This is a genomic window from Streptomyces sp. NPDC001668, from assembly GCF_042893155.1.
Lineage (GTDB): Bacteria > Actinomycetota > Actinomycetes > Streptomycetales > Streptomycetaceae > Streptomyces.
This window is the reverse complement of the sequence record NZ_JBIAUQ010000022.1, coordinates 60,692-74,697: the sequence shown is the minus strand read 5'-3', so window position 1 is coordinate 74,697 and position 14,006 is coordinate 60,692. Positions and strand designations below refer to the sequence as shown.

Sequence of the window (14,006 nt, the reverse complement as noted above, 5' to 3'; positions counted from 1 at the left end):
CCCTCCCTGGAGACCTTTCATGCACGACGAACGCCGCCGCATCGAGGAGCGCGTCCAGCGCGCCCACGACCAGCGCATCAAGCCGGCCGTCTACGCGGCCACCGTCCCCTTCGAGGTCGAGGCCTGGCAGGCGCCCGGGGAGCCGGTCTCCTTCGAGGAGGCCGCGGCCGCCCGCTACACGCCCTTCGCGATGAACACCCCGTGGGGCCCGCCCTGGGGCACCACCTGGTTCCGCATGCGTGGCGAGATCCCCGCCGAGTGGGCCGGAAAGCGCGTCGAGGCCGTCATCGACCTCGGCTTCGTCGGCGACTGGCCCGGCAACCAGGCCGAGGCCCTGGTCCACCTGGCCGACGGCCGTCCCCTGAAGGCCGTCAACCCGCTCAACCAGTACGTCCCCATCGCCAACCCGGCGGCCGGCGGCGAGCAGATCGACTACCTGGTCGAGGCAGCGTCCAACCCGGACATCCTCAAGGACAACTTCTCGAAGATCACGCCGATGGGCGACAAGCTCACGGCCGGCTCCGCGCCCCTCTACACCTTCCAGCGCGCCGACCTGGCGATCCTCGACGAGGAGGTCTTCCACCTCGACCTGGACCTCCAGGTGCTGCGCGAGCTCATGGTCCACCTCCCCGACCACGAGCCCCGCCGCCACGAGATCCTGCACGCCCTGGACCGGGCCATGGACGCCCTCGACCTGGACGACGTCTCCGGCAGCGCGGCCGCCGTCCGCGAGGTCCTCGCGCCGGTGCTGGCCAAGCCCGCGCACGCGAGCGCCCACACGGTCTCCGGTGTCGGCCACGCGCACATCGACTCCGCGTGGCTGTGGCCCATCCGCGAGACCAAGCGCAAGACGTCCCGCACCTTCTCCAACGTCACCGCGCTCGCCGACGAGTACGACGACTTCATCTTCGCCTGCTCCCAGGCCCAGCAGTACGAGTGGGTGCGCGACAACTACCCGCACGTGTGGGCCCGCATCCAGGAGTCCGTGAAGAAGGGCCAGTGGGCCCCGGTCGGCGGCATGTGGGTGGAGGCCGACGGCAACCTGCCCGGCGGCGAGGCCATCGCCCGCCAGCTCATCCACGGCAAGCGGTTCTTCATCGAGCACTTCGGCGTCGAGACCAAGGGCGTGTGGCTGCCGGACTCCTTCGGCTACACCGCCGCCTACCCGCAGCTCGCCAAGCTGGCCGGCAACGACTGGTTCCTCACCCAGAAGATCTCCTGGAACCAGACCAACAAGTTCCCCCACCACACCTTCTGGTGGGAGGGCATCGACGGCACCCGCATCTTCACGCACTTCCCGCCGGTCGACACCTACAACGCCCGCTTCAGCGGCGAGGAGATGGACCGCGCGGTCCGCAACTACTCGGAGAAGGGCGGCGGCACGCGCTCGCTGGCCCCCTTCGGCTGGGGCGACGGCGGCGGCGGCCCCACCCGCGAGATCATGGAGCGGGCCCGGCGCCTCGCCGACCTGGAGGGCTCGCCCAAGGTCGTCGTCGAGCACCCCGACGACTTCTTCGCCCAGGCCCGCGCCGAGTACCCGGACGCCCCGGTCTGGGTCGGCGAGCTCTACCTGGAGCTGCACCGCGCCACCTACACCTCCCAGGCCCGCACCAAGCAGGGCAACCGGCGCAGCGAACACAAGCTGCGCGAGGCCGAGTTGTGGGCGACGACGGCCGCGCTGCACGCGCCGGGTTACGCGTACCCGTACGAGAAGCTCGACCGCCTGTGGAAGACGGTCCTGCTGCACCAGTTCCACGACATCCTGCCCGGCTCCTCGATCGCCTGGGTGCACCGCGAGGCCGAGGCCGAATACGCCCGTGTCGCCGAGGAGCTGGAGGCGCTGACCGCCGAGGCGGTGGCCGCGCTGGGCGCCGGCGGCACCCGGGTCTTCAACACCAGCCCGTTCGACCGGGCCGAGGTGGTCCGAACCGGTGACGGCGCGACGGCGTATGTGAAGGTGCCCGCGAACGGCAGCGCGCCGCTGGCGGACGCCGAGCCCGCGCAGCCCGTCCGCGTCTCCGGTCACGTCCTCGACAACGGCCTGGTGCGGGTGGAGGTGGCGGAGGATGGCACCCTGTCGTCCGTGTACGACCTGCGGGCCGGCCGCGAAGTCCTCGGCGACAAGGGCAATCTGCTGCGCCTGCACACCGATCTCCCGAACTACTGGGACGCCTGGGACATCGACAAGCACTACAACAACCGCTACACGGACCTCCTGGAGCCCACTTCGGTCGAGGTCGTCTCCGAGGACCCGCTGCTGGGCGCGATCCGCGTGACCCGCGCCTTCGGCAAGGGCTCCACGATCACCCAGACCATCACTGTGCGCGCCGACAGCCCCCGCATCGACTTCGAGACGGACATCGACTGGCACGAGGCCGAGAAGATCCTCAAGGCGGCCTTCCCGGTGGACGTCCGGGCCGCACACTCCTCCGCGGAGATCCAGTTCGGCCACGTCCAGCGGCCCACGCACACCAACACCAGCTGGGAGTCGGCCCGTTTCGAGGTCTCGGGGCACCGCTGGGTGCACGTCGGCGAACCCGGCTACGGCGTCGCCGTCCTGAACGACTCCACCTACGGCCACGACGTCTCCCGCACGGTCCGTGAGGACGGCGGTACGACGACCACGGTCCGGCTCAGCCTGGTCCGCGCCCCGCGCATCCCGGACCCGGAGGCCGACCAGGGCAGGCACCGCTTCACCTACTCGCTGCTGCCCGGCGCCAGCATCGAGGACGCCGTCGCCGAGGGCTACTCCCTCAACCTCCCGCTCCGGCTGGCGGACGCGGCCGGCGCCCCCGAACCGGTCGTGTCGGTCGACGGCCAGGGCGTCACCCTGGAGGCGGTCAAGCTCGCCGACGACGGCTCCGGTGATGTGGTGGTCCGTCTCTACGAGTCGGGCGGCGGCCGCGCCCAGGGCGTCCTGCGCACCGGCTTCCCGCTGGCCGGCGCCCAGGTCACCGACCTGCTGGAGCGCCCGCTGGAGGACGAGACGGCCGAGGTCGCCGACGGCGGCGTACAGGTCTCGCTGCGGCCCTTCCAGGTGCTGACGCTCCGGCTGCGGAGGGGATGACCCGTGCCGATGCAACCCTGGTTCACCGACGCCAAGTTGGGGATCTTCATCCACTGGGGCATCTACGCCGTGGACGGCGTCCAGGAGTCCTGGTCGTTCTACGACGACATCGTCCCGCACGACCGGTACATGTCCCAGCTGGAGCGCTTCACGGGCGCCAGGTACGACCCGCGCGAGTGGGCCGACCTGTTCGCCCGTGCGGGCGCGAGGTACGCGGTGCTGACCACCCGTCACCATGACGGTGTGGCGCTGTGGGACACGGAGTTCGGCGACCTCAACCTCGGCAAGGACTACGTCGGCCCCTACGCCGAGGCGCTGCGCGAGAAGGGCCTCAAGGTCGGCTTCTACTACTCGCACTCCGACTGGAACCACCCCGACTATGCCTCCACGCGCAAGCCGGGCCGCCCGCCGGAGCAGGAGGACAACCGCTACTCCGAGGTGGCCGCCGAGGACGAGGACCTGGCGGCCTGGGAGCGGTTCATCGCCTACCGGGACGGCCAGATCCGCGAGCTGGCCTCCCGCTACCGTCCGGACCTGATGTGGTTCGACGGCGAGTGGGACCGCAGCGAGGAGCAGTGGCGCATCCCCGAACTCGCCGCGCTCATCCGCTCGTACGTGCCGGACGTCGTCTTCAACGCGCGCATGCTCAGCGAGGGCGACTACGCCACGCCCGAACAGGGCGCTCCCATCGAACCGCCCGCCGGTCCCTGGGAGTTGTGCCTGACGATCAACGACTCGTGGGGCTACCAGCACCACGATCACCACCACAAGTCCCTCGCCCAGCTGATCCGCTACTTCACCGAGACCATCGGCGGGGGCGGCAACCTGCTCCTGGACGTCGGCCCCATGGAGGACGGGACCATCCCGGCGCCGCAGGTCGAGCGCCTGGAGGGGCTGGGGGAGTGGATCCGCAAGCACTCCGAGGCGGTGTACGGCACCGTGCGCGGGCTGCCCGCCGGGCACCACTACGGACCCAGCACCCTGTCCGCGGACGGCCGGACCCTCTATCTGGTCCTCTTCGACGCACCGCGCGCCGAGATCGGACTGCGCGGACTGGTCACCCCGGTCCGCAGGGTCACCGTCCTCGGCACCGGAACCGAACTCGGCCACGAGGTCGTCGGCGGACTCCACGAGGCCGTGGGTGTCCTGTGGATCGACCCGCCGACCGAGGCCGACCTCGACCTGTACGCCACGGTGCTCAAGGTCGAACTGGACGGGGACGTGGAGCTGTACCGAGGGGCGGGCCGGTTCTGACGGCGATGTCCGTCAAGCCCTGGGGAGCCGTGGGGCACCGAGGTTCTTGCTGCCGTGGTCGAGCGTGGCGCTCTCCCACGGCGCAGGGCGCGGGCGGCCCGCTCCGGTTCTCGGTCGGGGAGATGACGACCGCGCCGAGCGCACCGGCTCCTTCATCAGCCTCCCCGCCCTTTGCCGTAGCCCCGCGGCCGGCTCGCCGCTCCCGCGCCGAACTGCCCCCACCCCTCGCCGAGTCGGCGCGGGAGCGGGGGCAGTTCGTTTCGCTTGGCCCGGCTGAGGGTCAGCCGGTGAAGCCGGCCGTGATCGAGGTGAACTGCCAGTTGTTCTGGCTGATGCCGGAGCAGTTGCTGACGACTCCACCGCCCGGGCACGGCCGGTCGCGGTTGACCGACCAGAAGGCGAGCCGGGCGATGTGACGGGTGTTGGCCCAGTCGCGGATCTGGGTCCAGATCGCCGGTGTCGTGTTCTCCTGCTGGTCGGAGAGGCCATTCATACCGGAGATCCCGATGTGGGCGTAGGCCGTCGCGTCGTCCCAGCCGAAGGTGGACTTCAGCTTGGCCTTCAGCCCCTCCGCGGCGTTCACGGTGTTGCCGTACATGTCGGAGCCGCCGCCGAAGTCGAACGGCATGATGGTGAAGACGTCGATGTTCGCGCCCAGCGACTGTGCCTGCTCGATGAGCCGGTTGCCGTAGTAGGTCGGGCCGGTCGTCGAGGTGCCGAAGGTGACGATGGTCTTCAGGCCGGGGTTGTTGGCCTTGACCGTCTTCAGCGCGGTCAGGATCCTCGCCTGCACGGCCTCGTTCTCGAACTCGTCGGTGTTCTCGATGTCCATGTCGATCGCCTTGAGCGAGTAGGCGTCGATCACCTTCTGGAGCGCGGCCGCGAGCGCGCTCGCCGAGGAGCAGTTGGCGCCGAGTTTGCTGCCCTGCCAGCCGCCGAACGAGGGCACGATGTCACCGCCGGCGGCCCGGATCTGGTTGATGGCGGTCTGGTCGACACCGCCGGTCAGCGGCCGGCTGCCGTCCCAGGCGGGATTGCAGCCGCCGGAGTCCAGCACGAACGCCATGGTGAACCACTTGACGCCGGTCGCGCTCATCACCGTGCTCGGGCTCGGCGGATCGCCCCAGCCTTCGTACAGATACGGCGCGGCCTGCTTGAAGCCGGTGCCGCCCGGGCCGCCCGCGTCGGTCGTCACGCTCACGGAGTTGGACGCCCCGGAGGTGTTGCCGGCCGCGTCCCGCGCCTTGACGGTGAAGGTGTACGACGTGCTGGGGGACAGCCCGCTGACGGTGGCGGACGTCCCGGAGACGGTGAGGACGTTGTTGGAGCCGCTGTAGATGTCGTAGGCCGTGACACCGACGTTGTCCGTCGAGGCGTTCCACTTCAGTGACACGCTCGACGACGTCTTGGCCGTGGAGGCCAGCCCGCTCGGCGCGCTCGGCGCCTGGGTGTCCGAGCCCCCGCCGCCGGGGCCGTCGAGGCTGATGTCGTCGGCGTAGTAGGTGCCCTGCGCGTACCAGCCGTGGACGTAGACGGTGGCGCTGGTCTGCGAGGCGCCGGTGGTGAAGGAGACGGACAGCCGGCTGTACGCCGACGGCGATGTCGTCCAGGTGGAGGCTCCGCCGTTCACGCCGAGGTAGACGTACGACCCGCGCACCCAGCCGCTGAGGCTGTAGGTGGTGTTCGGCTGCACGGCGACGGTCTGGCTGCACTGCGCGTTGTCGCTCGAACTCACCGCACCGGCCAGGGCTTTGGAGCCGCCGTGCACGGGCGAGGAGACGACCGAACCGAGGTTGCCGGTGCAGGTCCAGGGGGACAGGCCGCCGGACTCGAAGCCGGGATTGGACAGGACGTTCGCCGCCTCGGCCGTGCCGGGAAGCGCGATGGCCCCGGCGAGCGCGAGAACGGCGGAGCCGAGGAGAGCGACAAGTCTGGGACGTCTGAGTGGGTTGCGCACGCGATCTCCCTGAAGAAATGGGGGTGTTCGGGAGTGCAGAGAGGTGGTGCAGGTGCGCAACCAAGTTGGTATGGACCAATCGCGGTGTCAAGAAGCACAGCGAGATTGGTCCATACCGGTTCGGGACTAGAGCGGCAGTGCCTGGGCCGCCTCCACCGCAGGGGCGGGCGCCGGGACCGAGGGCAGCAGCGGTTCGACCTCCTCGGCCCGCTGGTGCGGCACCGACACCGGCCGCAACTGCCGCGGACCCGACACCACCGTGTAGTCCTGTCCCAGGAACGGCGGCTCGATCGCCCCGGTCTCCTCACCGAGCGCCAACTGCACAGCGGCCCAGGGCACATTGACCCCGCAGAGGGACAGCTGGTGCAGCCCGCCCGCGGGCCGCGTGTTCACGTCCATCAGCACGGGCCGGTCGCCGAACATCCGGAACTGGATGTTGGACAGGTAGTGCAGCCCGAACCCCTCGGCGATCAGCCGCGCCGGCTCCAGCCACTGCTCGTCCCTGGTGAACCCGCGACGGCGCCCGTTCTTCGTGCGGCCGATCGCGAGCCGCACCCGGTTGTCGGTCCCGGTGAGGGTGTCCACCGACACCTCCGGCTGTTCGAGGCGCGGCATGACCAGCCAGTCCACCGGCTCCTCGGCCTGCTCCAGCGCCGCGACGACCATGTCGAGCGACACGTACGGGCTGGGGAAACCGTTGAGGTGCGACAGAGAGAAGGGTGCGCGGGTGATGATCCTGAAGCCCACCCCGCCCGCGCCGGACGCGGGCTTGAAGCAGGCCTTGTGGCCGTCGGCCTCCAGCTTCTCCACGGCCGCGACCAGCTCCTCGGCCGTCCGCACCCGCCACCACGGCGGCACCGGGACACCGACCGCCTGGACCGCCTCGTAGGCGATCACCTTGTCGTGGAAGACGGCGACGGCCTCCGGCGGCGGCGCGAGCAGCGCCGTACCGACGGCGGCGAAGTCGGCGCGGTGGGCGACGATCGCCGCCTGGTGCAGCCGGGGCACGAACACGTCGATGCCGCGCTTCTGGCACTGGTCGAGGGCGAACTCGACATAGGCGGCCGGGGACAGCCCCTCCGGCTCCAGCTCGGCGGTGTCGGCGGCGGCCAGCACGGGCGAGTCGGCGTCGCCGTGCGTCGCGTGGATCTCGACGGCTCTGTCACTGGGATTTCGCCGCAACTGATCCATGAAGAACACGTTCTCCGCGTACGTGCGGTTGAGCCAGACGCGTACGCGAGAAAGCATTCAGGCCGCCTTTCGGGTTTTCGGGCAGGGGGAAGCGGGCCCGTGCCCGGGCAGGGTGGTTGGAGGGACACCAAACCGCCCCTTGCGAAGGGAAGTTCATGCGGTGGTGTTGGGGCGATCATACGGCTTTCCAGGGGGCACGCGTGCAACACCCGTGTTACGGAATTCCCGATCATGAGGCTCCGCCTCCCCGGGGTCACTCTTGTACCGGGAAACCAAATGTGATCTCGTGGTGCCACTCGGGTGCTCGGAGGGGGCGAGAGGTGACGTCTGCAGCCGGTGGCACGGCACAGCTTCTGGCCGTCAGCGACCTGCACATCGGCTATCCCGAGAACCGCTCGCTCGTCGAGGCGATGCGCCCCGGGTCCGACGACGACTGGCTCCTGGTGGCCGGTGACGTCGCCGAGACCGTCGCGGACGTCCGCTGGGCCCTCAGCACCCTCGCCGGCCGCTTCCGCCGGGTCGTCTGGGCCCCCGGCAACCATGAACTGTGGACCCACCCGAAGGACACCGTCACCCTGCGCGGGGTCGCCCGCTACGAGCACCTCGTCGAGATGTGCCGGGAACTCGGCGTCCTCACCCCCGAGGACCCCTACCCCATCTGGGAGGGCCCCGGCGGCCCGGTCGTCGTCGCCCCGCTGTTCCTGCTGTACGACTACTCGTTCCTCCCGGCCGGCTGCACCACCAAGGAGCAGGGCCTGGAGTACGCGCACGGCACCGGTATCGTCTGCAACGACGAGTTCCTGCTGCACCCCGACCCCTACCCGACCCGCGAGGCCTGGTGCCGGGCCCGGGTCGCCGAGACGGAGCGCAGGCTCGCGGCGATCCCGGACCACCTGCCCACCGTCCTGGTCAACCACTACCCGCTGGACCGGCACCCGACGGACGTCCTGTGGTATCCCGAGTTCGCGATGTGGTGCGGCACCACACTGACCGCCGACTGGCACCGCCGGTTCCGCGTCGAGACCATGGTCTACGGGCATCTGCACATCCCGCGGACCACCTGGCACGAGGGCGTCCGCTTCGAGGAGGTGTCGGTGGGCTATCCGCGGGAGTGGCGCAAGCGGCCGGAACCGCCCGGACGGCTGCGCCGGATCGTGCCCAGGGAGGTCGGCGCGCTGTGATCGAGGAACTGGTGCCGGACTCGGTGGTGGCCGTCGAGGTGTACGGCCACGACGAGCCGGAGAACGCCGCGCTGTACCCCGAGGAGGCCGCGCTCGTCGCGCTCGCGGTCCCCAAGCGCCGGCGTGAGTTCGCCGTCGTACGGGCCTGCGCCCGCCGGGCCATGGAGAAGCTCGGGGTGCCGCCGCAGCCGGTCCTGCCCGGGGAACGCGGCGCCCCGCGCTGGCCGGCCGGACTCACCGGCAGCATGACCCACTGCGACGGCTACTGCGCCGCCGCCCTCGTCCGCGCCGCCGACCTGGCCTCGCTCGGCATCGACGCCGAACCCCACGGGCCGCTCCCGGAGGGCGTGCTGGACAGCGTCTCCCTGCCGGGCGAGCGGGTCAGACTGCGGGAGCTCGCCGGGGCGCATCCCGCCGTCCACTGGGACCGGCTGCTGTTCAGCGCCAAGGAGTCCGTCTACAAGGCGTGGTTCCCGCTCACCGGCAAGTGGCTGGACTTCAGCGAGGCGGACATAGACATCGTCGTCGGCCCCGGACAGCCCTCCGGCGGCACGCTGCGCGCCGAACTCCTCGTCCCCGGCCCGCTGGTGGGCGGCGAGCGTCGCGGCGTCCTCGAGGGCCGCTGGACGGTCCGGGACGGCCTGGTCGCCACCTCGGTGACCGTGCCGCACGCCTGAACGCACGGCACGGTCCCCCGTCTCTCCCCGGCCCCTACGCCTCCGGCGGGCACCAGCTCTGCAGCAGCCTGAAGAACGCCTCCTCGTTGCCCGCGAGGCCCGCGGCCGCCAAGGCCTGTTCGGCCTCGGCGAGGACCGCCGGCGGGACGACCGGTGGCCGGGCGGTGTCGGGCGGTCCGGACGCGGTGTCGAAGGCGGCTCGGACCGTGTGCAGCAGCCGCAGATACGCCTGGACGGCGGTGCGCTCACGGTCGGTCAGTACGGCGGTGGGCATCGGCGGCTCTCCCCAGGTCGGCGTCGGTCGCACCCCCCATCGGGGCACGTCGGTCGCACACCGCACGGGCGTGCATCTCCAGCTTGCCGCCCGCCACTGACAATCCGGCTTCCGCGCCCGTTCCTTCGCCCGCTTAGCGGAGGCGAAACCTCCTCGAAACCAGCGTGGGGAAAGCAGTCCTACGCTGGGAGGAAGGGCTTTCGGCCGCCGCGTGGCGGCCAGGAGTACGGGAGGGCGAGCACGTGGTCGACGACCAGCGCCGGCGCCCGGTGCGCGCCGTCCGGCTGCGCCCGGTGGGCGACGGAGAACTGGAGCTGCAGCACCGCGTGGTGCACGGATACCGCCGTGCCTTCCGCATGGCCGGCGAGGGGCCGCCGCTCGTCCTCATCCACGGCATCGGCGACTCCTCGGCGACCTGGGCCGAACTGATCCCCGACCTCGCCCGCACCCACACCGTGATCGCCCCCGACCTGCTCGGCCACGGCGACTCCGACAAGCCGCGCGCCGACTACTCGGTGGCCGCGTACGCCAACGGCATCCGTGATCTGCTCACCACCCTCGGCATCGAGTCCGCCACCCTGGTCGGACACTCGCTGGGCGGGGGAGTGGCGATGCAGTTCGCCTACCAGTTCCCCGAGCGCACGGAGCGGCTCATCCTGGTCAGCGCGGGCGGTGTGGGCCGTGAGGTCAACCCCGTGCTGCGGCTGGTGTCCCTGCCCGGCGCCCATCTCATGCTCTCCTCGCTGCGGCTGCCCGGCATGCGCCTGCAAGTCGGCCTCGCCGTCCGCCTGATGAAGCTCCTGGACACCGACCTCGGCCAGGACGCCCCGGACCTGCTGAACCTCGTCGACGCCCTGCCGGACGAGACCTCCCGCAACGCCTTCATCCGCAGCCTGCGCGCGGTCGTCGACTGGCGTGGCCAGGTCGTCACCATGCTCGACCGCTGCTATCTCACCGAGGGCATGCCGACCATGCTGCTGTGGGGCGACCGGGACAGCGTGGTGCCCGTGCGGCACGCCTTCGGGGCGCACGAGGCGATGCCCGGCAGCCGTCTGGAGATCTTCGAGGGCGCGGGCCACTTCCCCTTCCACACCGACCCCGCCCGCTTCGTCTCGCTGGTCGAGGAGTTCACCGCCACCACCGCCCCGGCGGACTGGAGCCGCGAGCACTGGAGGGAGCTGCTGCGGGAGGGCAGTCCGGGGAACCCGCGGGCGGGCGGCGGGGAGCGGGAGTTGAGGCAGGCCAGCGAGCGCAGTGCCACGTGACCGTCGGTCAGATCAACCCTGCGGCCCGAGATACCCCAGCGATGCCTCGATCCGCCCCGCCAGACGGTCCCGCTGCACCGGACCCCGCAGTGGTGAACCGGCGAGCCAGGTACGGCACTTGCTGGCGAGTAACAGTCCGAAGTTCTCCGCCTCCCGCTCCTCGTCGAGCTCGAAGCGGCTGCGGGCGGCGACCTTGAGCACGGTGGCCTGGAGGTCGGCTTCGTCGTGCAGGAGCCGGGCGGCGACCGCGGCGCCCTCGACGTGGTGGGAGCAGTGGCCGGCGTTCATGTGCCACAGCTCGTGGCCGAGGATGACCAACTGGTGGTCGGGGGCGGTGCGTTCCTCGATCACGACGAGGTCCTGGTCCGCCATGTCGAGCCACAGCCCGCTGGCCGTGCCGGGCGGGAAGGGTGCCGTACGGAAGTGGACCGGGCGGCCCCGGCGTCTGCTCATCGCGTCGCACAGGGCGCCGTAGAGGTCCTCGGGCCGTGCCGGGGCGTCGAGCTCCAGCTCCGCCACCAACTCGCCGCTCAGGCGGCGCATGTGCTTACCGATGCCCACAGTTTTCTCCCGGATCAGGACTCGGGCCGCTTGACGCTCTCCAGGAGCATGTCCAGCCACTCGGCGACCTTGTCACGGTGCTGGTCGGTGGGCAGCTGCGCGGCCCGCCAGGCGATCCCGCGCACCCCGTGGTCCTGGAGCAGCCGCTCCAACGGGTCGCGGGCGGCCGCCGCGGCTTCCCGCTCCCGGCCGGCGAGTTTGTGCAGGAGTTCCTGCTCGGTGTGCTGGAGCGCACCCGCGAGCGCCTCGGGGTCCTCGGCGGTGAGGAATCCGGCGTGCACGCGGAAGAAGCGCTGGATGGCGTCGCAGTGCTCCATGGTGGGACGCCGGTCGCCGTTGATGAGGGCGCCCGCCTGCTGCCGGGACATGCCCGCGCCGTCGGCGATCTCCTGCTGGGTGTACTTGCGCCCGTTGGGCTTGAGCCGGGTACGGCGCAACAGGTCGAGCCGTTGCAGGAACCGTGCCTGGACGTCCGGTTCACCCGCCGGGCGCCCGCTCAGCAGGGCCTTGACCACGGGCTCGGGGACGCCGGAGGCGACGGAGAGCCGTCCGGTGTCGAAGACGTGCGCGTGCGGTACGCCCAGCCGGTCGGCGAGTGCGGTGACGCGGGCGACGACGGCCGTCAGCACGACCGTTGCCGCGTCGTCCGGGCTCCCGAAGCCATCCGACACCGACAGATCTCCTACGTCTCTCACCCGACTTCTCACAGGCGGTCGCCGTGAACTTCCCGGAGAGTAACCCTTGTTCGAACTCGCATCCAGGTCTCGCCACAACTGTGGCCAATTTCAGCCGTCAACAGCTACGGAATGCCACGATAGTTGACACGCCGCGCTCCGGGGAAGCAGGATCAAGGCGCCGCGTGAAGGCCGCATAGGCAAGAGGGGTGACCTCCCGATGGCACATCAGGCAGGTGGGCAGCGGTCGGAACTGCGGCCCGTCCCCGAAGGGCTCGAAGCCCAGGCGTATCTCGAGGACTACGCGACGCTCCTGGAAGCCGTTCCGTTCCCGTCCGTCGTCCTCGACCACCGCTGGGACGTCGTCCTCGCCAACACCGCTTTCGCGTCACTTTTCCGTGCCGTGGGTCCGCATCCGACGGCCATGCCGGGCGACAACTTCCTCCGGTTCGTCCTCTTCCATCCGGACGCGGGCAGCGTTCTCGGCGAGCACGAGTCGCGCTGGTGCCTGCCGATGCTCGCGCACTTCGCGGCCGCGGTGGAGCGGCACGACCACGACCACGGCCTCCAGGCGATCCGCCGGGACATCGCCCAGGACCCGATCATGGACGCCGCCTACCGGCACGGCCTGCCGCACTGGATCCGCGCGGTCGGCGAACAGGCCGTGGAGCACGACGGCGCCGTACGGCCCCTGGTGCACCCCGACCCGCGCTGGGGCGCCACCGACTGCCGGGTCGTCGACGAGACCCCGCGCACCCTGCGGGACCTCGGATACACGCGCCTGACCCTGGTCCTGCGCCCGGCTCCCACCAGGCGCCGCCCGCGGCGCACGGCGAACCACCTCACGGTGGTGCCCGCCCCCCAGGCCTGACGGGCACCGTCGGCGTTCAGGTCGTCGACGGCGCCTCGTCAGTAGTTGTCGGTCCCCATGGAAGTACCCATGGGGGTCCTCATGGGGGTCCTCATGGAGCAGGGCCGCGACAACGCAAGCCACCCGTGCTGGGCGGCACCGGCCTCCGCTGCCTCCGCCTCTCCGTGAGCGCGAACACCGGCTCGCCCGCCGGGCAGTTCAGTGAAGTGGAGGCGTATCGGACTTCGTGACCGGGGCGTCCCGCACCACCCCGCGCTTCGCCGCCTGGATCTGCTCGTACACATGGGTGCGCAGTTCGGCGAAGCGCGGGGCCACACGCGTGTGCAACTGGTCGCGCTCGTCCGGGAGATCGACCTTCAGCTGCTCCCGCACGACCGTGGGGGAGGCGGACAGCACGATCACGCGCTCGCCCAGGTAGACCGCCTCGTCGATGTCGTGGGTGACGAACAGGATCGTGATGCCGCGCTCGCGCCACAGCCGTCGTACGAGATCCTCCAGGTCTGCGCGGGTCTGGGCGTCCACCGCGGCGAACGGCTCGTCCATCAGCAGGACTTCGGGCTCGTAGGCGAGCGCGCGGGCGATCGCCACGCGCTGCTGCATGCCGCCGGAGAGCTGCCAGGGGTACGCCCCGGCCGCCTCCGTGAGGTCCACCGACTCCAGGGCGTCGGCGACCAGTTCGCGTCGTCTCGCCTTGCTCAGGTCCTTCTGCTTCAGCGGCAGTTCGATGTTGTCGGCGACGCGCATCCAGGGGAAGAGGCTGCGTCCGTACTCCTGGAAGACGAAGGCCATCCCGGGCGGGGGACCGCTGACCTTGCGGCCCGCCAGGTGGACTTCGCCGGCGGTCGGGCTGAGCAGGCCGCCCATGCACTTCAGCAGGGTCGTCTTGCCGCAGCCCGACGGGCCGACGAGACAGACGAGTTCGCCCGCCTCGACGGTGAAGGTGAGGTCGCGTACCGCCTCCACCCGCCGCCCCGACCCCTCGTAGACCTTCTTCAGGCCGCGTACGTCCAGCATGGACCGCCCTTTCGCGTTCG

The 14,006-nt window shown here is 70.9% G+C and carries 12 protein-coding genes; 6 read left to right on the top strand and 6 right to left on the bottom strand.

Features of this window, described 5'->3' with window-relative positions; all coding sequences use genetic code 11:
- Positions 1 to 19 precede the first annotated feature (19 nt).
- The gene (locus tag ACFYZ8_RS41725) at positions 20 to 3,067 is read left to right on the top strand and encodes an alpha-mannosidase (protein ID WP_388532241.1); all 3,048 of its coding nucleotides are present in this window, start codon (positions 20 to 22) and stop codon (positions 3,065 to 3,067) included.
- 3 nt (positions 3,068 to 3,070) lie between these two features.
- Positions 3,071 to 4,321: an alpha-L-fucosidase gene (locus ACFYZ8_RS41720; RefSeq protein WP_388532242.1), complete on the top strand. Its 1,251-nt coding sequence runs from the start codon at positions 3,071 to 3,073 to the stop codon at positions 4,319 to 4,321.
- Positions 4,322 to 4,601: 280 nt separating this feature from the next.
- Here the strand turns inward: ACFYZ8_RS41720 and ACFYZ8_RS41715 are convergent, their stop codons facing one another.
- Together ACFYZ8_RS41715 and ACFYZ8_RS41710 are read right to left on the bottom strand one after the other, a co-directional pair.
- Positions 4,602 to 6,278, bottom strand: a complete 1,677-nt coding sequence (locus ACFYZ8_RS41715; protein ID WP_388532244.1) for a carbohydrate binding domain-containing protein — start codon at positions 6,276 to 6,278, stop codon at positions 4,602 to 4,604.
- A gap of 126 nt (positions 6,279 to 6,404) precedes the next feature.
- On the bottom strand, positions 6,405 to 7,526 hold the full coding sequence (locus tag ACFYZ8_RS41710) for an ATP-grasp domain-containing protein (protein WP_359029803.1): 1,122 nt from the start codon (positions 7,524 to 7,526) through the stop codon (positions 6,405 to 6,407).
- 263 nt (positions 7,527 to 7,789) lie between these two features.
- Between ACFYZ8_RS41710 and ACFYZ8_RS41705 the strand changes: the two genes are divergently transcribed.
- Together ACFYZ8_RS41705 and ACFYZ8_RS41700 are read left to right on the top strand one after the other, a co-directional pair.
- Positions 7,790 to 8,650: a metallophosphoesterase gene (locus ACFYZ8_RS41705; protein WP_359029804.1), complete on the top strand. Its 861-nt coding sequence runs from the start codon at positions 7,790 to 7,792 to the stop codon at positions 8,648 to 8,650.
- Complete coding sequence (locus ACFYZ8_RS41700; RefSeq protein WP_359029805.1) at positions 8,647 to 9,327, top strand: 4'-phosphopantetheinyl transferase superfamily protein; 681 nt, start codon at positions 8,647 to 8,649, stop codon at positions 9,325 to 9,327. Before ACFYZ8_RS41705 ends, ACFYZ8_RS41700 begins: the two co-directional genes overlap by 4 nt.
- Positions 9,328 to 9,361: 34 nt before the next feature.
- Here the strand turns inward: ACFYZ8_RS41700 and ACFYZ8_RS41695 are convergent, their stop codons facing one another.
- Positions 9,362 to 9,601: a hypothetical protein gene (locus ACFYZ8_RS41695; protein ID WP_359029806.1), complete on the bottom strand. Its 240-nt coding sequence runs from the start codon at positions 9,599 to 9,601 to the stop codon at positions 9,362 to 9,364.
- Positions 9,602 to 9,843: 242 nt separating this feature from the next.
- On the opposite strand from ACFYZ8_RS41695, the gene ACFYZ8_RS41690 reads away from it, so the two are divergent.
- Complete coding sequence (locus ACFYZ8_RS41690) at positions 9,844 to 10,866, top strand: alpha/beta fold hydrolase (RefSeq protein WP_388532247.1); 1,023 nt, start codon at positions 9,844 to 9,846, stop codon at positions 10,864 to 10,866.
- Positions 10,867 to 10,878: 12 nt separating this feature from the next.
- Here ACFYZ8_RS41690 and ACFYZ8_RS41685 read toward each other — a convergent pair whose 3' ends face one another.
- Together ACFYZ8_RS41685 and ACFYZ8_RS41680 are read right to left on the bottom strand one after the other, a co-directional pair.
- Positions 10,879 to 11,409, bottom strand: coding sequence for a toxin-antitoxin system, toxin component (locus ACFYZ8_RS41685; RefSeq protein WP_359030024.1), 531 nt, complete (start codon positions 11,407 to 11,409; stop codon positions 10,879 to 10,881).
- A gap of 32 nt (positions 11,410 to 11,441) precedes the next feature.
- Complete coding sequence (locus ACFYZ8_RS41680) at positions 11,442 to 12,098, bottom strand: helix-turn-helix domain-containing protein (RefSeq protein WP_388532249.1); 657 nt, start codon at positions 12,096 to 12,098, stop codon at positions 11,442 to 11,444.
- Between the two features lie 223 nt (positions 12,099 to 12,321).
- Here ACFYZ8_RS41680 and ACFYZ8_RS41675 point away from each other — a divergent pair, with 223 nt between their 5' ends.
- Positions 12,322 to 12,972, top strand: coding sequence for a hypothetical protein (locus ACFYZ8_RS41675; protein WP_359029809.1), 651 nt, complete (start codon positions 12,322 to 12,324; stop codon positions 12,970 to 12,972).
- 198 nt (positions 12,973 to 13,170) lie between these two features.
- Here the strand turns inward: ACFYZ8_RS41675 and ACFYZ8_RS41670 are convergent, their stop codons facing one another.
- The gene (locus ACFYZ8_RS41670; RefSeq protein ID WP_388532251.1) at positions 13,171 to 13,986 is read right to left on the bottom strand and encodes an ABC transporter ATP-binding protein; all 816 of its coding nucleotides are present in this window, start codon (positions 13,984 to 13,986) and stop codon (positions 13,171 to 13,173) included.
- Between the last annotated feature and the right edge of the window lie 20 nt (positions 13,987 to 14,006).